The 24,360-nt window shown below is 53.8% G+C and carries 15 protein-coding genes; 11 read left to right on the top strand and 4 right to left on the bottom strand.

The window, feature by feature from the left end; all coding sequences use genetic code 11:
• Positions 1–7 precede the first annotated feature (7 nt).
• Positions 8–2,302 carry an Ig-like domain-containing protein gene (locus BN3277_RS19525; RefSeq protein WP_089153379.1) on the bottom strand — a complete coding sequence of 765 codons (2,295 nt, stop codon included), beginning with the start codon at positions 2,300–2,302 and terminating at the stop codon, positions 8–10.
• A 217-nt stretch (positions 2,303–2,519) separates the two neighbouring features.
• Between BN3277_RS19525 and BN3277_RS19520 the strand changes: the two genes are divergently transcribed.
• From BN3277_RS19520 to BN3277_RS19485, 8 genes are all read left to right on the top strand, one after another.
• A complete protein-coding gene (locus tag BN3277_RS19520) occupies positions 2,520–3,011 on the top strand; it encodes a DinB family protein (protein ID WP_059045599.1) in 492 nt (163 codons plus the stop codon).
• Between the two features lie 398 nt (positions 3,012–3,409).
• A complete protein-coding gene (locus BN3277_RS19515) occupies positions 3,410–4,978 on the top strand; it encodes an extracellular solute-binding protein (protein WP_082691530.1) in 1,569 nt (522 codons plus the stop codon).
• 31 nt (positions 4,979–5,009) lie between these two features.
• Positions 5,010–6,833 carry a cache domain-containing sensor histidine kinase gene (locus tag BN3277_RS19510; protein ID WP_059045597.1) on the top strand — a complete coding sequence of 608 codons (1,824 nt, stop codon included), beginning with the start codon at positions 5,010–5,012 and terminating at the stop codon, positions 6,831–6,833.
• Positions 6,778–8,376, top strand: a complete 1,599-nt coding sequence (locus BN3277_RS19505; protein ID WP_059045596.1) for a response regulator — start codon at positions 6,778–6,780, stop codon at positions 8,374–8,376. The genes BN3277_RS19510 and BN3277_RS19505 overlap by 56 nt, the downstream gene beginning before the upstream one ends.
• A 1,210-nt stretch (positions 8,377–9,586) precedes the next feature.
• Positions 9,587–10,555, top strand: a complete 969-nt coding sequence (locus BN3277_RS19500) for an ABC transporter permease (RefSeq protein WP_059047340.1) — start codon at positions 9,587–9,589, stop codon at positions 10,553–10,555.
• A gap of 36 nt (positions 10,556–10,591) precedes the next feature.
• Entirely contained in the window at positions 10,592–11,512 is a 921-nt protein-coding gene (locus BN3277_RS19495) for a carbohydrate ABC transporter permease (RefSeq protein ID WP_059045594.1), read from the top strand.
• Between the two features lie 94 nt (positions 11,513–11,606).
• A complete protein-coding gene (locus BN3277_RS19490; protein WP_232436472.1) occupies positions 11,607–13,142 on the top strand; it encodes an extracellular solute-binding protein in 1,536 nt (511 codons plus the stop codon).
• Positions 13,143–13,169: 27 nt separating this feature from the next.
• The gene (locus tag BN3277_RS19485; protein WP_059045592.1) at positions 13,170–17,900 is read left to right on the top strand and encodes an S-layer homology domain-containing protein; all 4,731 of its coding nucleotides are present in this window, start codon (positions 13,170–13,172) and stop codon (positions 17,898–17,900) included.
• A gap of 63 nt (positions 17,901–17,963) precedes the next feature.
• Here BN3277_RS19485 and BN3277_RS19480 read toward each other — a convergent pair whose 3' ends face one another.
• On the bottom strand, positions 17,964–19,541 hold the full coding sequence (locus BN3277_RS19480; protein ID WP_059045590.1) for an FAD-dependent oxidoreductase: 1,578 nt from the start codon (positions 19,539–19,541) through the stop codon (positions 17,964–17,966).
• Positions 19,542–19,773: 232 nt separating this feature from the next.
• On the opposite strand from BN3277_RS19480, the gene BN3277_RS19475 reads away from it, so the two are divergent.
• The 3 genes from BN3277_RS19475 to BN3277_RS19465 all read left to right on the top strand — a co-directional run bounded on the left by BN3277_RS19475 (position 19,774) and on the right by BN3277_RS19465 (position 22,423).
• A complete protein-coding gene (locus tag BN3277_RS19475; RefSeq protein WP_059045589.1) occupies positions 19,774–20,835 on the top strand; it encodes a Gfo/Idh/MocA family protein in 1,062 nt (353 codons plus the stop codon).
• On the top strand, positions 20,832–21,674 hold the full coding sequence (locus BN3277_RS19470; RefSeq protein WP_059045587.1) for a Gfo/Idh/MocA family oxidoreductase: 843 nt from the start codon (positions 20,832–20,834) through the stop codon (positions 21,672–21,674). The genes BN3277_RS19475 and BN3277_RS19470 overlap by 4 nt, the downstream gene beginning before the upstream one ends.
• Positions 21,675–21,814: 140 nt before the next feature.
• Positions 21,815–22,423, top strand: a complete 609-nt coding sequence (locus BN3277_RS19465) for a hypothetical protein (RefSeq protein ID WP_148501087.1) — start codon at positions 21,815–21,817, stop codon at positions 22,421–22,423.
• A 367-nt stretch (positions 22,424–22,790) separates the two neighbouring features.
• Here the strand turns inward: BN3277_RS19465 and murI are convergent, their stop codons facing one another.
• Both murI and BN3277_RS19455 read right to left on the bottom strand, forming a co-directional pair.
• Positions 22,791–23,570, bottom strand: a complete 780-nt coding sequence (murI, locus tag BN3277_RS19460) for a glutamate racemase (protein WP_059045583.1) — start codon at positions 23,568–23,570, stop codon at positions 22,791–22,793.
• Positions 23,551–24,249: an HD domain-containing protein gene (locus tag BN3277_RS19455; RefSeq protein WP_059045582.1), complete on the bottom strand. Its 699-nt coding sequence runs from the start codon at positions 24,247–24,249 to the stop codon at positions 23,551–23,553. The genes murI and BN3277_RS19455 overlap by 20 nt, the downstream gene beginning before the upstream one ends.
• Between the last annotated feature and the right edge of the window lie 111 nt (positions 24,250–24,360).

Genomic DNA, 24,360 nt, shown 5'->3' with positions numbered 1-24,360 from the left:
TGCGAGACTAGCGCTGCGGCCAAACGGCGGTAATATGCCGTCTTATATCATAGGCGGAAGCCCAGTAGTAACCGGGAGCCACGATCCGTTGCGGCAGGAACCCGACTTCGCCGGACGGGAAGGACAGCGCCTCGGACGAACCGCTGGCAATACCGTCCGCGTTGGTTACCATTTCGATGTACCGGCCCCCGCTTTGCGTGAATCGACCGTATACGGCGGCTGGAACGCCTTGGCCGGTTTCCAGATCGATGATTTCCAAACGGACTTCGGCACGCGTGCCGTTAAAGGTTACATTCATCTCGCTGACGATCAGCGGCCGCACATAGGTGGAAGAGGTCGCCGTCGTGGCGGAGGCCGCCGACGAGGTGGCTGGCCCGATATTGCCGCTGATGTCCATGGCCGCAACTTTATAGTAGTAGGTTGTGTTCGGGAGCAAGCCGGTGTCCGTATACGTCAAATTTCGGGAGCTCCCAGCCACATGGGCCTCATCCGGCGGAAATTCCGGTTCCGTGCCGCGATAGATCAAATAGTGCTCGATGTCGGAATTGTCCGTCGCCCGCCCGTAGCTTAATTCCACCGACTGAAAGCCGGCTGTGCTGGCCAGCGGAGGACCGGGCAGGGCAGAAGGCGGTTCCGTATCCGCCGGATCCACACGCCAAAGGTGGCCGTCCGGCCCCCAGGTTGAAGGCAACCAGCGGATCGAGTCGTAATGATGCATGGCGATGCCGGCGAACGCCGGATCCCCCTGGAACGAGGCATACACCTTATCCAGTTCGGCCTCCATATACATGCGCCCTTCTTCGCGGAACGTGATCGTTTCCGGATCGCCGCTGCTCGCGATATCCAGCGTCTCCACGCCAACCACCACCGAATTTGGCTTGCCGATGGCATTAGCGTAGCTCAGTTCGCCTTGCGCTTGGGCGATGATGCCGACGCCGCCGTCCGCCACGTCGCGATAATCCATAATCGAGATATAATCGCTGAGATCTTGAACATGCTCGGATAACCATTTGGTTTGCCCGTTCCACGTAATCTCCTTGGCGCCGTCGCTGCTGTCGAACCAGCGGGGAATGGCCGGGCCGAAGGGCAGGTCAATGCCGGCGGTGTTCCGGCGATCGATCATTTTTTGCAGCACATCGAGGTATTGCAGTTGAACGGAAGGTTTCTCCGCATTAAACTCTGGCAGGATGTACGGTTCAATATCTACGTTGACGCCATCAAATCGCTCATTTGGCGCAGCAGCGATATTGTAGTTGATAACCTTTTCGATTTCCCGAACGGCATACTCATGATAAGGTGCTAACGCTCCCATGTAGGGCGGCGTCGTGCCGCCAGCGATGCAGGCGTGAACCTGGTAGCCGTTGTCATGCGCCCAGCTCACAAAATCGCGCACTTTGTCGGGGGCCTCTTCAAGGATATCCACTCCGCCATAAGGGAACACGCCGATATAGAAGGTCGTGATCGGGTCGGAATCAAAGGTAGCCGTGTCGTCGGCAAAAGCTTGGAGCGCGGCTCGGGAGCCGGGGTTTAGAAACAGATTATAGGCGGCTTTCTCCCAAATCCACATGGCCCGATCCTGTCTTTCAAGCGTGATAGGTTCGTGGGTTCCTGTTCCTGTTGAGGCGTATACGGTCATGCTGCGGCCGATATTGCCGTACTCATCGGTTGCCCTAGCTTCCAGACTGGAGGTCTTGTTGCCGAGGCCTTTGGTATTCCAGTTATATTTATAGAGCTTTCCGGACTTCGCGGCCTTCTGCCAGGCCCCGCCGTTGATTCGGACCTCGACGGACAGGATGCGATTTCTGGAGTCGACGGAAATTTGGATGGGGGTCGATTTTCCTTTGAGCTCTGCTCCATCGTGTGGACTGCGAATGGAAACAACGGGTTTCGTTACTTGGGGATTATCCACGTGAATGCGAATCGGCGGACTAGACACTCCATAGCGAGTTGTACTTTGCGTTCCTCTGGCCAGCAGCGTGATTTCGCCGTCATACCGGCTGGTATCCACCTCGGCAACCCAAACGCCGGAGGCTTCGCCATGCTCGCTGACCGTCTGGGTCGGTAATTGTTCCGTGCCATTGACGATCAGGACGATGTTGTACGCCTCGGTGTATTGACCTGACACGGTTAGCGTTCCTACCTCCACTTCATCTCCGTGGGCGGGGGTATCGATCGTTACGAGGGAAGCAGCTGAGACCGTTGGGAGGGTGCCGAGCGGGTAAAGCGGAAGTAGAGAAGCGATGCAAAGGGCAGCGAACAGCTTAACGAATCCGACTTTTCGCTTTGCAAACAACTCAAACATCAGGATCTCCTCACTTCCTTCTTTGAAATGGTGATACATTTTTTACCATTGTAAACGCTTTACAAATAAGTGAATACTTCCGTAAATCATCCGAAAAAGAGGGCTTGTACCGTTCCCCTTCGAGTAGGGTTCTAGAAAGGAAAAATGGCAGGGGCTGTCTAATTCTAAGGATGAGAAGCTAGAGGTGATCCCCTCGTGAGTTGAAGGAGGAGAAGGGATGTTAAAATTATTCGAGTATAACTGGCAGGTACGGCGGGATTGGTTCGACTGGTGCGAGTTGGTGAGCGAGGAGGAACTGATGAAAAAACGCGTTGGCGGACTAGGCTCCATCCTTCCAACGCTTCATCACATCGTGGCTGTCGAGTATGGCTGGATCTGCGGCGGCATTCAAGGGAAAGCCGTTGATATTCCTTCATTTGCAGAGTTCGCCAGCTTACGTCAGATTCGGGATTTCTCTGACCGTTGTCATGCGGAAGTGGCCCCGTTTGTGTATGAGTGGTCAGATCTTTTGGAAGACCGTATCATGATCGACATCACGGACGATGGGGAACGGGAAGCCCACACTTACGGCGAAGTGATGCGGCATGTGATCGCCCACGAGATCCATCATATCGGTCAATTCTCCGTATGGGCGCGGGAAATCGGGAAGAAGCCGGTGACGGCCAATTTGATCGGCAGGGGGTTATTTCCTCAACCCGACCATCCCTAAATTTCACGACCGGGTTGAGGTGGGTCTGTCTTAATTGAATCCTTGAATCGGCACGCAAATTTCGCAAACTTCGTTCGCGATCATTTCACCGCTATATCGTTCCAGGATCGGTTTGTCCTCCATTTGCTATCCCCTGGCATGAAGCAACGGCACCAGCTCGGCCCATGCTTGCTGCATGGCCTGAGCGGTGTGCTTGATTTTGAACACCATGTAATCCCCTCCGGCGAGTTCCCCGAAATGGACAGGACCTTCTGGCGACAGTAAATTTTTTCAAAATCATAGCCATCAGCGTTCGACAAACTCCCTGGATCAAGCTAGGTATAATTTGGGTTAAGCAAGACCCGCTCTGCAGGTCGGCTAATACAACCCGTTAGATTTGGAGGGAGTGGTAGGGACGCATGACGAGAACCAAGGCGGATACATCCAGATGCCTTCCGAAATTAACGAGAATCCGGGATGTTCTGTTCCGCAGGAACATGAGGCTGCTTCCTTTTTCGGTACTGCTGCTGGGGATGGCTTCGGGGGGGACGGGCTGCAGCCTGCCCGGCTATGCCGATCAGCCGCTACCTGCCGGCGAACGGACTCGTCCTCAAGTCAGTATCGTCATCTCTAATCTAGGCATGACCTTTCCCGAAGGGATGGACGAGAATGACAACCGCTATTTGAACTACATTGAAGAGCAGACCGGGCTGGACATTCAGGTCAACACCCCTCCCACCGAGGTTTACGACGAGAAGCTGGATGTGATTATGTCCTCGGGAAATCTCCCCGACCTGCTGCACGCTTACGAACCCGTCTGGTTCGACAATTACGTCAAGCAAGGGGCGCTGCTCCCCTTAGATGATCTGATCGACCGATACGGTCCCCACCTGAAAGCGAAGATCCCCCCTGAAGTTTGGGATAGAGTGAAATACGGCGGTAAAATTTATGCCGTGCCCAGCTTAAACGAAGTGACGGGTATCGAATTGATATATGCGAGAAAAGATTGGCTGGACCGGCTGGGCCTGGACCCACCGGAAACGCTGGATGAATACTACGAAGTCATACGAGCCTTCACTCGGGACGATCCGGACGGCAACGGCCTGCCAGATACCGTGGGGTTGACGTTTACGGCGGACCTTGGGCGGTCCTCCCCGTTCTTTGGAGCCTTCGGGACGCAGCTGGACACCTGGTTTGAACGGGATGGAGGATTAGTCTATGGCAATATCCTGCCGGAAACCAGGGAGGCGCTGGGCTTCTTGGCCGGGCTGTACCAGGAAGGTTTGCTGGAACGGGAGTTTCCGCTAAACCTTCAGACGAATTTGTTCGAGAAAATCGAATACGGGAAAGTGGGGCTCTTCTCGGCCACGTGGTACGATACGCGCGGCCCGATTGCCGCCAACATGAAGCGGGATCCAAGTGCCCGCTGGATTCCCTTGGAATATCCGATAGGGCCCCATGGAGACAAGGGCGTATACAGCATCGACCTCATTCGAGGCTACAACGTTATCCCCGCCGATTCCCCCCATGCCGCAGAGGTGATTCAGCTGCTGGATTTTATCGCCAGCGATTATAAGACGCTGAAGCTAGGCTTTGAGAATGAAATTTGGCGGCGGGATGGAGATCGAATCGTTACGGATTTTGCCCTGCATGATGAGAGCTTGTACCGGGGGATTTATCAGTCCTTGGTGGACGTTCCCGATGAGACATTATTTAAGCAACGGCTCGATTCTTTGGGAGATTTTAACTTGTATAACAATATCCAAATCATCCAGCGCCATATTATGCCCAACGCGTTTTACGGGATTCCGACACCGGCGATGGGGAAATACAACGATAATCTTAATCGATTGGAGGATGTCTTTGTCAAAATCATTTTAGGCATTGAACCGCTGGAAGCGTTCGACCGGTATGCCGAGCGTTGGAAAGCGGAAGGAGGGAGTGAAATTACGAAGGAAGTGAATCGCTGGTACGAGAGCAGAAGATAAGGTAAGCTGCGTGCTTGGAAGGGGGAGAACGGTGATTCGATGGATCATCAACCGGTTTTCGCACCATATTCAATTCCGGCTGACCGGATATTTTATTCTTATTTTGCTCCCGTTGGTTTTGATCAGCTTGTTTGCGGTGGAGAGGTCGCGGGATATCCTCTATGATCAGGCGGTGCAGCGAACCGAAACGGCGTTGTCTTCAGCGATGAATCATTTGGATTTAGTCTTTCAGAACGTCGAGGAGATTTCGACGCTGATCGCCGGCGATCCTTCCATGAATGCGCTGCTGAATGAGAACGGCAGCGATTTCTCGCCGCAATCGATCCTGGCTTTCTCTTATATTTTGGAACAGCTGTCGAATTCGGTCTCGGTGAACCGGTATATCTCGCAAATTTCTGTCTACCATACCGCCTCGGGCATGTTGATCTCTACCCATTACGGGGGCAAGCAACTGGCGGGGGATGCGCAGAAGGAATGGTTCGTGGAGACCGCCCGCCATAACGGGACAGGCATCTCTTACGTGAAGGCCGACTATGCGGTTACGGACGGGGTGACCTTTGGACAATTGACGAACTCCGACAGCATCTCGCTGTTGCGGGCGATGGATCTGTATAACAGCGATCGGCAAGCCAATTTACTGGTTGTGTCGTTTAGCAAGAATAAATTATTGAACATTATCAAAACGCTGCTGCCCTCCGAAAACAGCCGGATTGCTTTGTCGAATGAACGGGGGGAAGTGCTGCTGGAGGTCGGGAAGCCTTCGGCCCTGCATCTCCCGGACCAGGATATGACCGTCACGATCGATTCCTCTTATTCGACTTGGCAGCTGACGTTAATCCAACCCAAAAGCGAGCTGTACCTGGAGACGGATCAATTGCGGCTGTTTACTTTTTCGATTATCGGATTGAGCTTACTCCTGGCACTTATCGTTTCCTGGGTGGTGTACAGCGGGATTGCCTCCCCTGTCCTGAAATTGGCCAAAGGGATGAGACGGTTAAGCAAAGGGGAACTCAGCACTCATGTCAGCACGAAACGAAAAGATGAGTTTGGTTTCTTGATTCAATCCTTTAATCGCATGGCCTTGGTGCAGAAGCATTTGATCGAGGACCATTATGAGCAGCAACTGCGGTTGAAGACGACGGAGCTGCGATTTTTGCAATCCCAGATTAACCCGCATTTTTTATATAACACGTTGGATTCGATCTATTGGATGGCCAAAAATTACGATGCAGAGGAAATCAGCGAGATGGTGATGAACCTCTCCAGCTTTTTCAGGTTAAGTCTAAACAAGGGCCGGCAGGAGTTTACGATCGAAGAAAGCATCATTCACTTGAACTATTATTTACGGATTCAGCAGCTTCGCTTTATGGATAATTTTCGTGTGGAATATCAAATCTCGGAGCAGAGCAAGCGGATTCCATTGCTTAAGCTGCTGCTTCAGCCGATCGTTGAGAATGCGATCATCCATGGTATGGAGGGAAAAGAAGCGGACGGTCGTCTGGTCATTTCCAGTTGGATTGAACCGGAACAAACGGTGTTGATCCGCGTGGAGGATAATGGACCGGGGATGGAGGAAGAACGGCTGCACTACATTCAACAGGAGCTTGACCGGATGGATCTCCGCAAGATCGTGGCCTATTCGCAGGATGAAGAACAAGTGAAGGATTTATTTGGCCTGCGGAATGTATTAAGCCGGATGAAGTTGTATTACGGATCGGAAGCACAGCTGACTGTGCAAAGCACTCCGGGAGAGGGAACGGCGGTGACGTTATCGATTCCATTAAAGGAGGAGGAACGGGATGAATCTGATGATCGTGGAGGACGAGCCTCGGCTGCGCCAGGCACTCGCCTATAACATCATGTGGGAGTCGCACGGCATCGACATGATTGGCACCGCAGTGAACGGTTTGGAAGCCCTAAAGCTCATGGAGCGGAAAAAGCCGGACCTCATGCTGATCGACGTGCAAATGCCGGGCATGGACGGGTTGGAGTTATTGCGGGAGCTTCAAGAGCGTGGATTCCTCAACCGATTGCTGAAAATCATTATTTTAAGCGGGCACGACAATTTCGAATTTGCTCAGACGGCGCTGAAACACGGGGTTTCGCGGTATTTGCTCAAGCCGGCGGGTGAGGCGGAGATTTTGGAAGCTGTGTTGGAAGCACGCCGCCAGCTGCAGCTGGATCTGGAGCAATGGCGGCGGCAGGCAGCCCTAGAGAAGCAGTGGTTGTCCAATTTGCCGCATTTGCAGAACCTGTTTCTCCTTCAGTGGGCTGGTGGGAAGATGGGACGGGAGGAGATCCTGGCCAAAAGCAAAGAATTGCATGTTCCGCTGCGGCAGGAGGACCGGATCGCGGTGGCGGCGGTGGAATTGGATCCTTTCCCGGATGATGGAGAAAACGCGGAGATTCAGAAGTTTACGCTGCAGTTATTGGCAAAGGAACTGCTAACCCCTCCAACTTGGTGGATTGCTGCCAACTCGGATATGAATCTGATGATGGTCTATGTGATCAGCAGCCCTGAGGCGGAAGCGAGCGAGGCGTTACTGCGCATGAATGCGGACTTGTCGCAATTGCTTTCCCGAATCAAAGAAATGCTTCATCGGACCGCCAGCGCCGGCCTTAGCGCGGGGGCAGGCCCGTTGGAGCGCCTGGATTCGTTATATCGGCAGGCTTGCCGTGCCCTGCAGGAGCGTGTCGTGTACGGGCATGACCTCGTCATCCCGTACCGGGAAACGGGCGGGGAGAGCGCCCGGCCCTTTACGATTCCACCGAACCTGGAGAACGAGCTGGAGATCGGAATGGAGACCGCGGATGAGGCCATAGCGATGGCGGCTTTGCAGGGGATATGGGGCGGGCTGGTTTTGGACGTGGAGTCCTCAGATGACTTCCATGAAGCGGTTCTTTTTGTGCACGGCTTGTTTACCCGAATGATTCACAAGCGGGGATGGACGATCAAGCAGGTGCTTGGCGACGAGGCGAAGTATATCCAGAACGTGAGTTTGCTCAGCACTCAAACGCAAACCCAGGCGCTTCTGACGAGAATCGTGCAACGGATCGTCGCCTACGTGAGGGAACAGAGGAAAGCGAACAGCCACCAAGTGGTCAAGGAGGTCCTCCGTTTGCTGAACGAGGAGATGGATCATGAGTTGACGCTGCATACGGTGGCGGATCGCATGTATATCAACTCCTCCTACCTGAGCCGGTTATTTAAGCAGGAGATGGGGGTGGCCTTCTCGGATTATGTGCTTGAACGCAAGATGGCGCGAGCCAAAACCTTGCTTCAGGAAGGAAGCAAGGTTTATGACGCCGCCCGTTCGGTAGGTTACCGGGATGTCAGTTACTTCACCAAGGTCTTCCGCAAGTACTGGGGAGTGAATCCCGGGGAGTGTAAGGGGTAGGGGAGCTTAGGTTGGCCTAGGTTTGGCAATAGGCTCGGCAATAGGCTCGGCCTAGTCTTAGGGTTGGTTGCCTACCTTGGGTGGGGGGCAGGTTGATGGGTGCGGATGCCTGATGCTGCCCCTGGGAGTTGGTGCGGGATGCTCGACGTGGGTGCCTAATGCAGGCCCTGGGAGATTGCGCGAAATGCTCGACGTGTGTCCTGAAGCTGCCCCTGAGAGCTGGTGCGAGATGCTGGTGTGTGGAGTCATCGAAAGTAGAGTAACTTAGTCTAACGCTTGTGAGCAACGCTATATGGCGGATTACGATGTGTTTTTCAATCTAACGCTGATGAGAGAGCTTATTTCCTGATTTTCGGCGGAAACCTACCCGTTTTCCCTCGAATAAGCTCTGTGGCAAGCGTTAGAATCTGAACTCCCGCGATTTTTGCGAAATAAGCGCCAGGGCAAGCGTTAGCGAGGAAGGGGTACGGGTGTGAGAGGATGCTTCAGCATGCGTCCTAATGTGTGCTACTCCCGGCGCGCGTTTTTGGCTGCATGATGGGGGTGGCCTGAGGGCAAGTGAGTGCTGGTGCGGGATGCTCGACGCGGGTATCTGATGCCACCCCTGGAACTGGTGCGAGATGCTGGTGTGTGGGGTCATCGACAGTAGAGTAACTTAGTCTAACGCTTGTGAGCAACGCTATATGTCGGATTACGATGTGTTTTTCAATCTAACGCTGATCAGAGAGCTTATTTCCTGATTTTCGGCGAAAACCTACCCATTTTCCCTCGAATAAGCTCTGTGGCAAGCGTTAGAATCTGAAAACCCGCGATTTTTGCGAAATAAGCGCCAGGGCAAGCGTTAGCGAGCATTCGAGCAACGAGCAACGAGCATCAAGCAACGAGCAACGAACAACGAGCATCAAGCAACGAACAACGAGCATCAAGCAACGAGCATCGAGCAACGAACAACACAACGAGCAACGAGCAACGAATAACGAGCATCAAGCAACGAGCATCGAGCAACGAACAACGAACAACGAGCACAGTGAGGTGAGAGTATGCGTTCCCCAGAAGCCGCAAGGCTTCTTCTTTTTTGCCCCAAGAGGTCGGGAGATACCATCAGATTACCACAAATAGTAATTGATCTCGCCTACTCAGCCCGCCAGGCCGATTTTACAATGGATTAACAAGCGGACGATGGGAAGAGAAAGGGGGCAAGCTGATGTCAATGAAGATCGGACCCGAGTTGGATTCGGTCAAACTCCAAACGACCAAACCCAAACGCAGCTATTGGAGCCGGTTAGGACTCGACATCCGAAAGGAATGGGACCTTTATCTGCTGCTCGTGCCGGGCATTTTGTTTATTTTACTGTTCAAGTACACACCGATGTACGGAATCACCATTGCCTTTAAGGATTTTAATATTTTCAGCGGTTATGCGGACAGCCCATGGGTGGGATGGAAGCATTTCGAGAAGCTGTTTACGTCGCCGGATTTTGCCCAAGTGTTTAAGAATACCGTCATCATCAGCTTCCTAAAAATCGTCATCTTGTTTCCTTTACCCATTGTGATCGCGCTGATGCTAAATGAGATGCGGAATATGATCTTTAAGCGGACGGTGCAAACCGTGATATATCTCCCGCACTTCCTGTCCTGGGTCATTGTTGGCGGGTTATTTATGGATCTGTTGTCTACGAACGGCGGGATCGTCAACAAGGCGTTAACCGCGATGGGGATGGAGCCGATCGCTTTCTTTCTGGACAACAGCGTATTTCGAAGTGTGCTCATCACTTCGGCGGGCTGGAAGGAGATCGGATGGAGTACGATCGTTTACCTCGCGGCGTTTACCACGATCGATCCGATGCTCTATGAAGCGGCAAGAATGGACGGAGCCGGGAGATGGAAGCAATTGTGGCATATTACCCTGCCGGGGATCGCGCCGATCATTATCCTGATGTTTATTTTGCGGCTGGGCAGCGTGCTGGAAGCCGGCACCGAACAGATTCTGGTCATGTACAATCCGGTGGTCTACCAGGTGTCGGATGTCATCGGCACATTTGTGTACCGCAGAGGGCTCGGCAGTCAGGATTACAGTTTTTCCACGGCGGTGGGGCTTTTTGAAGCGGTAATCTCCTTTACGTTAGTAATCGCCGGCAACGCGGCGAGCCGCAAATATTTGCAACGCGGAATTTGGTAGCAAGGGAAGGGAAAGGAAAGGGGGAGAAACATCATCATGGATCCGAATCAAACGTTGCTAGGAGTACACCGCGCGCCGCGCAATACGATCAAAACCTCGTTATCCGAAAAATGCTTTACCGTTTTTAATTATGTGTTCTTTGTTCTGTTGGGGTTAACGACACTACTTCCTTTCGTAAACTTGCTCGCCAAGTCCTTAAGCAGCGAAAGTGCCGTAATCTCCGGCAAGGTGGGGCTGCTCCCGGTTGGCATCCAATTCGAGACGTATCAATATGTACTTCAAGACTCCATGTTCCTGAACTCGCTAAAAGTATCGATCGGCTTGACCGTGGTAGGGACGGCGTGCAGCCTATTTCTAACCACACTGACGGCCTATCCGTTGTCCAAGGTGCGGTTGCGCGGCAGAAAGGGGATTTTGCTGATCTTCGTATTTACCATGTTGTTCAGCGGCGGGTTAATTCCAACGTATCTGCTGATGCAGAACCTGAATTTGGTCAACACCTTTCCCGTCTTATTCCTCCCTGCGATGGTGAACGTGTACAACATGCTGATTATCAAAAATTACTTTGAAGGCCTTCCGGAGGAGTTGGAAGAATCGGCCAAATTGGATGGAGCGGGCAATATCCGGATCCTAGCGTTGGTGATGCTCCCCTTATCGCTTCCGGTCCTTGCCACCATCGGGTTGTTTTTTGCCGTAGCGTTCTGGAACGATTACTTCTCCGCCATGATTTACATCAGCGATCCGGCCATTAAGCCGATGCAGTTGTATTTGAAGGAGCTTCTCGTGTCATCCAGCGGTGATTTCCTCAAGGATAACATTGATGCCGCTATCAATACGACCCCTCAGTCGATCCAAGCCTCTTCGATCCTGCTCGCGACCATTCCGATTCTCCTCGTGTATCCTTTCCTGCAAAAATACTTCGTCAAAGGCGTATTGGTTGGTTCGATTAAAGGCTAAACGGACGGATTGAGACGGAATGTTCCTAAAGGAGGTGATGCGCTCCGTTTGCCGTAGTACCCCTAGATCGTAATGCAAATTAAGGAGGTTATTTATGATTCTTAAAAAGAAAACATCGGCGGTACTCACCGCCATTCTAGGTTTGACATTGACGTTATCGGGCTGCGGCGGAGGAGGCGGGGCGTCGGAGCCGACTGCGGCCGATCCTTCGGGGGGCACCACCAACACCTCCACGGAAGGAAGTAACGGGGGTGGGCAGAGCACGGAGAAGCCGAACCTGCGGATGATCATGCAATACGGGCTCTTTGATCCAAAAACGGAATACGTAGCGAAATACATTGAGGAACAAACGGGGTTCCATGTGGACTATGAATTGCTGCCGGCGGAGAATGCCGATGAAAAGCTGAACCTGATGGTATCCAGCAAAGAAAACTATGACATCGCCAAGCTTAATGCGGCCCAGTTCTACAACCTGGCTTCCGCGGGGGCGCTGGAGCCGTTGGATGAGCTGCTGGAGGCCCATGGCAACTACATCAAACAGTCGATCAAGCCGGAGTCCTTCGCCAGCGCAACGATCGATGGGAAGATCTACGGGATCCCTGAGACTGGGGCGGGCGTGAGTATCGGCGAGGAGCTTGTTGTCCGGCAGGATTGGCTGGATGAGCTGGGCTTGTCAATACCGACAAACCGGGATGAGCTGTACACGGTGCTTAAAACGATCAAAGAGAAGAAAAACGTAATCCCGCTGACGATGAGCAAGGATTCCATCTATGGGGACATCGCTACGACCTTTGGCGTGTACACCGATTGGAAGGAAGTGGACGGCAAACTGGTGCACCGCGCAGAGCAGCCGGAGATGAAAGAGTACATCACCTACATGAACAAGTTATACAAGGAAGGTTTGCTTGATACGGAAACCCCGCTGAATACCGCCCAGGAGTCGATCGAGAAGTTTTCCGGCGGCAATGCGGCCATGTATAAGCTGGCCTGGTGGAACGCGGGATCCACGATTGCCGCGCTCCAGAAGAACTTCCCCGAAGCGAAGACATCGATCATCCCTTATTTGAAGGGACCGGACGGGAAAGCCGTCGTTGGAGCCAAAGCAAATACGACCTGGTATGTCGGGATTCTGAAGTCCTCAAAGAATAAAGAAGCCGCGATGGAGTTCCTGAATGCGAAGCTGGAGCCGGAGACGTTTAAAGGCATCGCCCTTGGGCAGGAAGGTGTTCATTATGAAGTGAAGGACGACAAATATTATCCGATTCTGCCGATCTTTAATGATCAATTAAACAATGCCAGCAACTTCCTGACCGGTGTTGACGAAGAGAAGTACCCGATCTATTGGCAGGCGCGCGTGCGGAAGGATCCGGTGCTGCAGGCCCATTTTGAAGCGTTCCAGAAAAATGCGGAAGGCCTGATCGTCGTAGACCCGATGTCGACCGCGCCGCCGATTGAAGCCGTATCCAAAAATCTGTTAAAGCTGACGACGCTGCTGGATGATAATGTACTGCAGTTTATTTCCGGAGCGAAGCCAATCGAGCAATACGACCCATTCCTGGCGCAATGGAGAGCGGAAGGTGGAGCCGACATGGTGGCCGCGGCGAACGAATGGTTCCAATCAACGAAATAGCAATCCGCTTAAAAAGGGGGGAAGCTGATGAAGCGTAGGTTACAGAGGCGGATGGCCGGGCTAATTTGTCTCTCCTTGCTGGCGGCGTTGTTCTGGCCGGGGTTGCCGATCGTCTCCTCGGCCGCCGGGATGGAGGACATCCCAAGCATGGGTGAGACTGGAGGAGAGCCGGTGCAGTTTGTCAGCGAGGACGGAGAGACCTCACTGACATTCACTGATCTTAACATGGCGAGGGCCACGCTTGCGGATAAAGCCAATTATCTCGCCTTATTCACGAGTGGCGCAACCGTGACCGATGCGGCGTACGAAGGCCCAGTGACAGAGGTACGGGTGCCGGAGCTGCATGTTGCTGTCGCCGTAGATGCAGAAGGGGTTGTGCAGGAGGTGGTTGGCCCGCAAGACGATCCTCCGACAACTTGGGATGCGGAGCAAATGCTCCCGATTCCGGAAGGAGGGTATGTCGTGCTGGCCGGAGGGAACGGCACTTGGGAGGAGTCGCATGAGAAGCAGGCCCTTTATCGGCAGTATCATTCCGGTGATCGGGTGAAGCTGATGCGAGCGGGAGTGGAAGTGACCGCGGCGGACTTCTTTCCAACATCGCCGGATCCGGAGCCCGACCCCGAACCGGAGCCCACTCCTGTCCCCGACCCCGAACCCAACCCGGATCCCGTTCCGGAGCCTGGACTTCCGGAACTGATGATCCTCACGGAGGACCAGACGATCGTGGACATCCCCGTCATCGAAGTTGCCGGGTTTGTGGCGAATTATGACGTGGAACTGGAGCTGAACGTCATGGTGAATGGCGATCCGGTAGAGTTATCGGTAGAAGGCGTTTTTCGCGAGAACGTGTATTTAAGCCCTGGAGCCAACGCCGTGACGATTCAACTGCTCCAGGCCGGGGAGGAGGTCGTGAAGAAGACGTTGACGATCACATATGAACCGTCGGAGAATCAAGATTATATTGAAGTCGAGGCGGCGCCTAAGGACATCTCGATCGATATCGATGGGCCGCGGATTAAGATCGATTACGTGGATAAAGACGTGACGGGCGTGCCGAATATCGTGGCCTTGTTTACGAGAGACTATGGCGGCTCTATCGTGATTCCCCAGACGAATGTCGCGGTCCAGGTTGACGCGAGCAATCGGGTCTTACAGGTGATCAATCCATCGATCAACGGTCAGCCGCCCGTATGGTCCGGACCGACGCCCCTTGATATTCCGGAGGAAGGCTACGTGTTGATGGCGCAAGACAACAGTTATGCCGGCAACTATATCAAGCGTTTCCTGGCGGAGAACTTCAAGGTGGGAGATATCATCAAGCTGCGCAAGAACGGGGAAGTCGTGTCCGTGCGGGATCTGATGAGCGGGAACGGCTTAATCGCCCGCCTCCAGCTGACCAATCAGCGGATGTATACGGTCACGGAGGACAGCACGGTCATCTCGGGAGTAATCGAGAACATCGACGATCCGGCGGCCATCCAGCTGCTGGTGAATGGGAGCTCCGTTCCTTTTGATGCGGAGGGAACTTTTAACTATACCTACCCCTTAACGAAAGGCACAAACTATATCGAGATTAGGGTATTAAAAAACGAGATCGAGCAGGATCGGCGGGATCTGGCGGTGTTTGCCCGAGACCCTCTCGACGCGGACAAAGAAGTCATTCTTTGGGTAGATCAGGCTTCCAACGCGAAAAAGTTCCAAACCAGCGAGCAGGTACGGGCTTTTCTACAAAAAGCCAAAGACAGCGGAGTCACCTCCATCGTGTTTGATGTGAAAGGCGTTGAGGGGTACGTCTCCTACAAGAAAAACGATTTGACCGGGAGGCCGTACGTCAGCGAGATCCAAGCTCCCGAGAAAGCGGGGGCCAGCCCGGATCTGGATCTGCTGCAGGAGTTCATCGACCATGGCCATGCCCTGGGACTCGAGGTTCATGCAGCCGTCAATGTGTTTGCCGAAGGATCGATCGCCTACAACGAATTCGCCGTGTTGAATGACCACTTAGATTGGGAGGAACGCGTACATTACGCGGAAAACAACGGCGAGATCAAGCGGCTGCGGGAAAGCGCGAAGCAGGGCTTGGTTGCGTTTGTGAATCCGGCGAACGAGGAAGTGCGCGAATATCAGCTCAAGACGTTTGAGGAGATCATCAAAAACTATGATGTGGACGGCGTCGTGCACGACCGTGGGCGGTACGACAATGAAGGTGCGGATTTCAGCGAGGAGACGCGGGTCAAGTTCGAGCGGTTTTTGCAACAGCGCGGCAAGACGTTAAACCAGTGGCCAAACGATATTTTCTATTATGAAAATAACGCCAGAATCGATGGCCCGCTCATTCAAGACTGGTGGGAGTTCCGGTCAGGCATCATCCAGAGCTTCTTCAGCGACGTGAAGTCGCTGGTCGATTCCTACGAAGTCCAGACGGGGAGAACGATCAAGGTTTCTTCCTATGTTGGATCCTGGTATGAGACGTACTATCTGAACGGGGTGAATTGGGCAAGCAAAAACTTCCGTATCCATCCCTCCCTGGGCTTGCCGGTCGAGTCCATCTATACGCCGGAATACTACGATACCGGATATATCGAATCCCTGGACTTCCTGATGATCGGTGCCTATCAGACGACCAGCCAGGAAATTCAGAAGTACATTACCCTAGGGAACATCGTGACGAATGGAGAAATTCCGCTGTACGCGGGGATTGCGTTAAACAATGTGCAGCTACCCGCCGTTCAGCGAGAGGTGTTCCAGGCGGGCTTAAAAACGACAAACGGGCTGATGCTGTTTGACGCCTCGCAAATTAACTGGGCGATTGCCAAAGCGGCGCTGCAGGACCGCGAATGGGTGAAGGATTACCAACTGGGTATGAGCTTGCCCGACAGCGCCGATACGTTCCTGGAAGGTCATTACTACAATGTGAACCGGGTGGAAGGCAACATTAACGTGATGACGGACGCCTTTGGAACGACAACCGGCACGAATCACTTTGGCGTGGAGGTGGTCGTGGACAACACGGGAACCATCACCCGGGTGGCGAACCGGAATCAAGCGATTAATTGGAGCTGGGGAGCGCCGGAGGAGAATAACAGCGTTATTCCGCCGGGCGGCTTCGTGATCTCGACGATTGATCCTTCAGGAACGAGAACCAACCGGCAGCTCGTGGCGAACGCTTATGAGGTGGGCGATCAGGTTCGAGCAGCGGTATTAAGCGGACTGATGGACGATGAGCAACGAGAGACCCGGGACAGCTTTTATCAGCTGGAAGGAACGGTCGAAGTGCTTGGGCCGGGGACGCCTACTGTCAAAGTGAACGGAGAGACAGCTTCCGTATCCCCCGGCGGGACTTTTACCGTAAACGTTCCGTTAACGACGGGGATCAACTTCGTCCAAGTGGAGGTGTATGTGGATGATCTGAAGACGAATAGTGACTCCGTGCAAATCATCCGCACCTCTACCGGAGATGGAGGCTCTGGCCAACCGGGTTCCCCGAGCGGCAGCAACAGCGGTTCACCCTCCACACCAATCCAACCGGCGAAGCCGGAACGGGTAAGCGTTGTGAAGACCGCGGAGAACGGGCGGCATCTCATTCAGGCCAAAGTCGATTTGTCGCGGATGTTGGAGGAGGTGAAGCAGCTTCGCGACAAACCGATTCCGTCGCAGCAGTTGCAATACAGCATCATGGAAACTGCCGACGTCCTCACCCTGCACCTGCCGATCGAGGGATTGGAAGCAGTGGTGAAGGAGCTGCCGGACGGAATGATCCTCCTGCAGTCTTCGTTAGGGAGGCTGGAGCTGCCGGTTCAGGCGCTACGCGAATCCCTGAAGCAGCAGGGGGCGGCGGAAGGTGTGCAAATTCGCCTTGCGATGCCCGCAAAAACTCAGAAAAACCAGCAGCTGAGCAGCTTATTGCCGAAGCAGGCTGAATTGCTCGATTCAATGCTGGAGGTATCCTTCTTCTGGGAGCAGGGCGACTCCCTAACTGTCCTGCCGGCCTTTAAGGGGGCGGCGGTCAAACTCACGGCTGCACCGCTGACGAAGAGCGTTCCGGCCGATACGACTACCGTTCTTCTTCTGCTGCCTTCCGTGAACCGCTATACGTTTGTGCCTGCGGTGATCCAGGAGGAAGGCGGGAAGACACGAATCACGTTCCGGTTAAAGGAAAGCGGCCTCTATACGGCAATTTCATACCGAAAGACGTTTACGGACATGAACGGCCACTGGGCGGCCGACGAGGTGGCGAGGTTGGCCTCCAAAACGGTCATCCAAGGCACCACCGATACGCAGTTTAGCCCCAATATGCCGATCACGAGAGCCCAATTTACAGCGATGCTGGTTCGCGCCCTCGGATTACCGGGACAGGAGCAGCCTCCAAGCGCAAGCTTCACGGATGTAAACTCGGGTGCGTGGTATGCAGGGGCGATATCGACGGCAGTCGAACACGGATTGATTGAAGGGTTTGCCGACGGAGAGTTCCGTCCGAACGAACCGATCACTCGGGAACAGCTGAGCGTTCTGCTGGCTCGCGCCCTAAAGCTGGCGGGGGCAGAAGTTCATCCAGCAAGCCCGGATTCCACGCTAACCGGGCTCGAGGATCGCAGCCAAATTGGCGCATGGGCTGAGGAAGCTGTAGCAACTGCGGTGGATTCAGGCTTGATGAAAGGGCGCGGGGCCGGCGAGTTTGCTCCCGAAGCCTCGTCTACCCGCGCGGAAGCGGCCGTGGTTCTTGCTCGAATGCTGCGGTTGGCGGGACTGATCCATCCCTAAATGCAACGCAAAAATGCCAGCCTGCGGAAAACATCCTCCGCAGGCTGGCATTCTTTGATTAAATTAAACCGGGCGAAGCTTTGGCCATTGCAGTTCAATCCCTTGTTGAAGGAGGCGCTGCTGGAAGTCGGCTAAGGTTTCTTCATGATTCCGAACATCCGTAGGGAAGAGGTTGCGGTCCAAGCAGAAGCTGGCGCAGCTTCCCGCCGCTTCGCCGATGTTCCATTCCACGGGATGGAGCCGGTAGCAGCCGTTGGTGATATGGGTGGCCCCGATGTTTTTGCCTGCGGCCAGCACGTTTTTGACCCGTTTGGGGATCAGGCTGCCCAGCGGGATTTGAAACGGTAAGGAGGAGATGTCGATATACGGTCGGTTGCCTGTACTTGGATGCAAATCGATGCGGTAACAGCCCACTCCGACGGAATCCGCAAACGCTTCGGCTGCGCCGTCCGGCCGGGAAGCTGTGGCGACATGCTGCTCCAGTACCGTAAACTCCGCTTGTATTCGCCTCGACTCGCGGATGTATGGAGCCATGGCCAATCCGTCCTCCGTTCCTACGACGTCGCGTCGCAGGCGCAAACCCGGATAGCCTTGCCCGCCGTCCGGACGGGGCGCTTCGGTTTGCAGCCAATACAACAGCGACAAGCTCAGCTGTTTGGCCTGGTACAGATGACGCGCGACTTCTTCCTCCGGGACGTCGATGAGGGAGCCCAGCCAATAGTCGTTCTGCGGCCAGTTGATCAGGGAGAGCGGACGGAACCCCAGGCGGCTGTCAAAATGAGCGGGATCAAGGATTTGCCGGTATTGAAACAGCGGGAATTTGCCTCCGTGCCCCGGAAATATCTCATATTCGACCGGCTCATTCGTCGAAGGCTTCACGCCGGTTAAGCTTAACAGCCGATCGGGCCAGAACGCCGGCCGATAATTCCGCCAGAAATCGTACATCGCGGGCTTGTCGATGAGATGCTCTTCACCCTCGGCGTAATCTACGGCGAAGCAATAAGTAAAGCCCTGCATATCCTGCGGCGCGGGGGCTCCGTCGACCGCATGGGGTTCGCCGGTCTGCGCTTGGGATTCCGCACCGGTCACGTATTCGATGCCGGCCAGCGGAAGCAAATCGCCAAGCTCGGTGGCATCGATAAAGAACGGAGCCTGAAGCACGAGCTCATCGCCGCTGCCGAGATGACGCACCGTCACGCTGCTCACCGTGTCCCCTATGGTTTCGGCTTGGTGAACTCGGGAGTTGTACAGGATCGTCAGCCTGCCGCTGTGAATGTACGGAGCCAGCATCTGCTCCAGCACAGCCAAGCCAACGCGCGGATCATGGCTGATCCGGCTGACGATGCCGCTGCCGGGATTAAGCTCCGGCTGGTTCCTTGCCCCCGGTGTCATCGGAAAATGAGCCCGATAATACTGGCGCACGCCTTCGCGGAAATTTCGGTACGTTCTCGTACACCCAAAATGCTCGATCCAGGGGTGCTCATCGGGAGGGACGGCCTGACTGGTTAGCTGTCCGCCAATCCAGCGCGTCTCCTCCGTAAGGATGACGGTTTTGCCCGAAGCCGCGGCGGCCAGGGCTGCGGCGGTTCCTCCGGTACCGCCCCCGAGAATCACGATATCAGCTTGCATTTCGCGTCTCATTCGCAGGTTTCTCCTTTTGGCATGGATTTAAGAGTTTAGCGTCAAGTTGCCCATGATTGCATTCATTGTAGAGGGTTCAGCCGGAGAACGGTACGGGAGGCGGGTGACCTTTTATGGTAATCTGATGTGCATTCGCCCTTAACCTCATCCCAATTTGCGCTGGATCTGATATGCTAGGAATCATCATAGACTTTCCTGTAGAGAACTATTTCACGTTGTAGGAGGTAAGTTGATGAACCCCATAACCATTGCCGTGATTGGCTGCGGTACGATTGCAAACCACGCTCACATCCCGTCCTACTTAGCCCACAAGCAGGTGAACATCAAGTATTTCTGCGATATCCTGCTGGACCGGGCGGAAGCCGCTGTCACCAAATACGAATGCGGCCAGGCCATCCAGGATTACCGGCAGATCGTGGAAGACCCGGAGGTTGATGCGGTATCCATCTGTACACCAAACGCTTCGCACGCCTCCATCGCCATCGAGTGCCTGCGGGCGGGCAAGCATGTCCTGTGCGAGAAACCGGCCGCCCGCACCTATGCAGAAGCCTTGGAGATGCAGCAAGTCCAACATGAGACGGGCAAAGTTTTGAATATCGGGGTAGTGAACCGGTACAACGAAAGCGTCAACCGCATCAAAAATATGATCCAAAACGGCGAGCTTGGCGAGTTGTACCATGTGTATGCCAGCTTCCGCTCGCACCGGTCGATTCCGGGCCTAGGCGGCGCTTTTACGACGAAGGCGATCGCCGGCGGCGGAGCGCTGATCGATTGGGGCGTTCATTTTCTCGATATCGTCATGTATTGTGCGGGGGATCCGAAGCCCCAAACCGTGACCGGCCAGGCTTACTCCAAGCTGGGGAAAGACATGGCCAACTATACGTATCTCAAAATGTGGGCCGGACCGCCGGACTACAGCGGGACGTATGATGTCGACGATTTCGTGACCGCGCTGATCCGCACCGAAGGCCCCACGATCTCCTTGAACGGTGCCTGGGCCCAGAACATCGGGGTCGAAGAGATGTTTATCGACTTCCTGGGCGACAAAGGCGGCATTCGCTTAAACTACGGCGGAGACTTTACGTTCTATACGGCGAAAGACGGCGCATTAACCGAGACGACGCCCAAATTCACCTCCGGCAATATGTACCAGCAGGAAATCGACGCATTTCTGGAGTGCATCCAGACGGGAGAGAAGCAGCCTTCACACATCGACACCGTCATTTTGTCCTCCCGGATCATCCAAGCGATCTATGATTCGTCTGACAAAGGGGAGGAAATCACGATCCCATGAAAAAGATCGGGTTTATCGACCTGCACCTCGACCAGTTCCATGCGAACAAATATCCCGGGTGGATCGAGCAGGCAACCGCCGGCGCGATGAAGGTGACATATGCCTATGGAAAAAGAGACAAGGAGAACGGGCGCACGAACGAGGATTGGTGTAAGGAGAACGGGATCGAGCAACTGCCGTCCATCCAGGACGTCGTTGAGCGGAGCGATTACTTGATCGTGTTATCTCCTGACAATCCGGAATTCCACGAGGAATTATCTCAGCTTCCGCTGCGTTCGGGTAAGCCGACGTACATCGATAAGACGTTTGCTCCGGATCGGGAGACGGCGGTTCGCCTCTTCGAGCTGGCGGCACAGCACGGAACGCCGATGTATTCGACGTCCGCGCTTCGTTTTGCCAGCGAATACGCGGAGATTAACCCGGCAGGGATAGAAACGATTTGCAGCTGGGGGCCCGGTGCTTTCACCAACTATTCGATCCACCAAATCGAGCCGATCGTTCGCTTGATGGGGCCGGGTCCACAGCGCGTCATGTACACCGGAACGGCGGATTCTCCCGCACTCCTCATCGACTTCGGCGATGGCTGCCGGGCCTCGATCCATCACTTGGGGGATCATTGCCCGTTTACGTTAGGCATTAAATACGACAACGGATCCTTTACCCAAGCTTCCGCAGCCTCCAATTTCTTCGAGCCGTTTATTCGTAATCTGGTGACTTTCTTTGAAACCGGCCAACCTGCGGTTAACCCGGCCGAAACCGTAGCCGTGATCGCCGTGATCGAGTATGGAATCAAAGCGGCGGAAACGCCTGGGGTATGGGTGGATTTGCCGCTCTCGTAATCGTTAAGCTCCATCTTCAACCCACCTTCAGCGTGAAGGTGGGTTATTCGTTTAATAAAACCGAGGGTAGTGTTATTCCTGGGCGTGAATGTATAATTATGGAAGGGGCCATATCCCAAAGATTACTTCCTGGAGGAGCTATGAAAAAACGAACTCTAGTCGCATTAATCCTGATTGCATTGGGATTCGGCTATCTCTATATGAGCAACCCATACTCGTCCACACCACTTGAGGCGATTGAGAAGGTGAGGTATGAGATCAATGACCGTCTCCGTCTCTTACATGAGATCGAAACGGATCGAGGTAAGGTTCTATTTCTTCTTCGGGATCTTCCAAACGGACAAACCCTCGATGTTGAATACGTCCAAAAAACGTTGTTGTTCGGGTGGAAATGGGGATATGGCGGAGGGCACACGCTGCCTTCGATCCATGGAAACGACCCCGACAGCTTCTGGACGGAGCAATTTTTTGCATCCACCAAAGGAACAAAATATGATTCGCCGTTTCCACTCTTATTTGGCGTGATCAACAACCCGAAAATCGAGGCGATCGACGTTTACAGCTATGCAACAGACGAGAGCTTTACTGCGTCTGTAAAGGAAACCGGGGATCCGGAACTCCGTATCTGGTATCTTTTTGTATCCGAAGAGCAGGGAACAAGGTTTATGCTGACCGCGCAAACGGAGGATCGGCAGATCATCAGTACGAAGATATTAGAAGAAATAACGAATCAGGTGGGGGTCCCATGAGATATTCGATTATCCCCCTCTCTTTTGTCGAAGGAATTAACGACATCGCTGCAGGTGAGACAGGTGTCAAAGCAAAGCATCGAAACCCAAGGATTTCGTGAAGCATACCAAGCAAGCGTTAGGGTGAATCAGGAGATTAGGCTTTCCAATACCTAACGAGGAGAGCGAGGGGAACTATGAATCATCAAATCAGCACAAAACGCATAAATACCTGCAGATCAACGGAAAGAGAAAGTGGGAAGATCATATTCATAGGGTGCGATTAAACGAGGAGATGGAGTAAGGCGAACCCAAACCACTGCAGCAAAAAAGCCCTGTCCTTGCGATGAAATCGCTTAAGACAAGGCTTTTAACTTTTTACCGTAAATTATAAGGTATATTGCGTTTGCAGATAATCCAGCGCCCGGGCCATTTTGTCCAGATAAGCCGGGTTTCCGTCGGAGCACCTGAACTCGATATGCCCCGAATATCCCTTAGAGGGGGTGGCCGAGCATCCGATTAAGGAGCACAACCTTTCCACCGTGCCATGGCTTCCGTCGATCAACTCGATGTGCGGCGGCAGGATTTGCTGCAGAAGGCTTTTGTAATAAGGAAAATGCGTGCATCCAAGCACGATCGTACTGTATTGCGCCAGATCGATGCCGGATAGTTTGCGGTTGAAATAACGCTCGATCTCGTCCCGGTCGAACTGCAACTGCTCGCAGTATTGCACCAGCTCCGGCAGCGGCATGGAATCCACCACTTTGTGGTCGTCCACTCGGGCCACCAGGTCGGTATATTTCGAGAGGCTTAACGTCAACGAGGTCGCAAAAACAAGCACCCGTTTGCCGGCCGCTTGGCTTCGTTTGACGGCCGGCTTAACGGCCGGCTCCATGCCGATAATCGGGATGTCGTACGTTCGCCGAAGCTCTTCGATCGCGGCGCTGGTTGCGGTGTTGCAGGCCACAACCAAAGCTTGGATCTCCTCCTGCATGATGGTGTTTACCGATTCCTGGACGAATCGTTTCACCTCGGGCAGCGTTTTGGTTCCGTACGGTACGTGGAGGGTATCGGCAAAATACAGAAAATCTTCCTTCGGCAGCCTCCTCATGGCCTCTGTCAATACGGTCAAGCCGCCGATGCCTGAATCAAATAATGCGATTCTCACTCATATCACCTGAATTTGTTGTGGTTTGTTCATCCTGATGCTCGTCTACGGCATCCCATTCCCGGTAAAATTGCTCCAAGAAACGCAGCATAAACTCGTGCCGCGATTCGGCGAGCTTCCGGGCATGCCGGGTATTCATCAAATCTTTTAGCTTTAATAGCTTTTCGTAAAAATGATAAATCGTCGTTTTTCCGCGGCTGCGATACTCGAAATCCGAGAAATCTTGCCCCGGTTCATGCATGGACCTGCCTCTGGAGCCCCCGAAGGCAAACGTTCGGGCCACGCCGATAGCGCCAATGGCGTCAAGCCGGTCGGCATCCTGAACGATTTGTCCGGCGAGGGTGGACATCGGAGGGTTTTTGCCGCCATTATAAGACATCGTGGAGATAATCTCCATCACTTCACCGATGACGGACGGATCCCCGACATGTTCATCCAGCCAGCTCCGTACCTTAAGCAATCCCTCTTCCTTGGATGGATTCAGCTTCTCATCTGCTACGTCGTGCAGCAAAGCCGCAAGCTCACAAACGAACAAATCCGCCTTCTCCTTGCGGGCGATGGCCAGGGCTGTGTTCCGGACTCGATGAGTATGCCACCAGTCGTGGCCGCTCCCGTCTCCGCTGTGCACGTTTTGTACGAATTGCTCGGCTTGTTTAATGATATGCTGCCGACGGTCCATCTGCACCGTTCCTTTCCAATCCCTAGTTCATAGAAACATCGAATACCATCTTACCTCAAAATCGCCATTCTTTAAACTTGTTTTGTTATATCCAGTCGCATTATATGAACG

The organism is Paenibacillus rubinfantis (assembly GCF_001486505.1).
In the GTDB taxonomy this organism is placed as follows: domain Bacteria; phylum Bacillota; class Bacilli; order Paenibacillales; family Paenibacillaceae; genus Fontibacillus; species Fontibacillus rubinfantis.
Note: the sequence above shows the minus strand (reverse complement) of the source record. Positions and strands in the feature narration are given on the sequence as shown.

Excerpts from the sequence above, each read along its gene's own strand:
- BN3277_RS19525 (WP_089153379.1), bottom strand. The coding sequence starts at position 2,302 with ATGTTTGAGTTGTTTGCAAAGCGAAAAGTCGGATTCGTTAAGCTGTTC.
- BN3277_RS19520 (WP_059045599.1), top strand. The coding sequence starts at position 2,520 with ATGTTAAAATTATTCGAGTATAACTGGCAGGTACGGCGGGATTGGTTC.
- BN3277_RS19515 (WP_082691530.1), top strand. The coding sequence starts at position 3,410 with ATGACGAGAACCAAGGCGGATACATCCAGATGCCTTCCGAAATTAACG.
- BN3277_RS19505 (WP_059045596.1), top strand. The coding sequence starts at position 6,778 with ATGAATCTGATGATCGTGGAGGACGAGCCTCGGCTGCGCCAGGCACTC.
- BN3277_RS19500 (WP_059047340.1), top strand. The coding sequence starts at position 9,587 with ATGAAGATCGGACCCGAGTTGGATTCGGTCAAACTCCAAACGACCAAA.
- BN3277_RS19495 (WP_059045594.1), top strand. The coding sequence starts at position 10,592 with ATGGATCCGAATCAAACGTTGCTAGGAGTACACCGCGCGCCGCGCAAT.
- BN3277_RS19490 (WP_232436472.1), top strand. The coding sequence starts at position 11,607 with ATGATTCTTAAAAAGAAAACATCGGCGGTACTCACCGCCATTCTAGGT.
- BN3277_RS19485 (WP_059045592.1), top strand. The coding sequence starts at position 13,170 with ATGAAGCGTAGGTTACAGAGGCGGATGGCCGGGCTAATTTGTCTCTCC.
- BN3277_RS19480 (WP_059045590.1), bottom strand. The coding sequence starts at position 19,541 with ATGAGACGCGAAATGCAAGCTGATATCGTGATTCTCGGGGGCGGTACC.
- BN3277_RS19475 (WP_059045589.1), top strand. The coding sequence starts at position 19,774 with ATGAACCCCATAACCATTGCCGTGATTGGCTGCGGTACGATTGCAAAC.
- BN3277_RS19470 (WP_059045587.1), top strand. The coding sequence starts at position 20,832 with ATGAAAAAGATCGGGTTTATCGACCTGCACCTCGACCAGTTCCATGCG.
- BN3277_RS19465 (WP_148501087.1), top strand. The coding sequence starts at position 21,815 with ATGAAAAAACGAACTCTAGTCGCATTAATCCTGATTGCATTGGGATTC.
- BN3277_RS19455 (WP_059045582.1), bottom strand. The coding sequence starts at position 24,249 with ATGGACCGTCGGCAGCATATCATTAAACAAGCCGAGCAATTCGTACAA.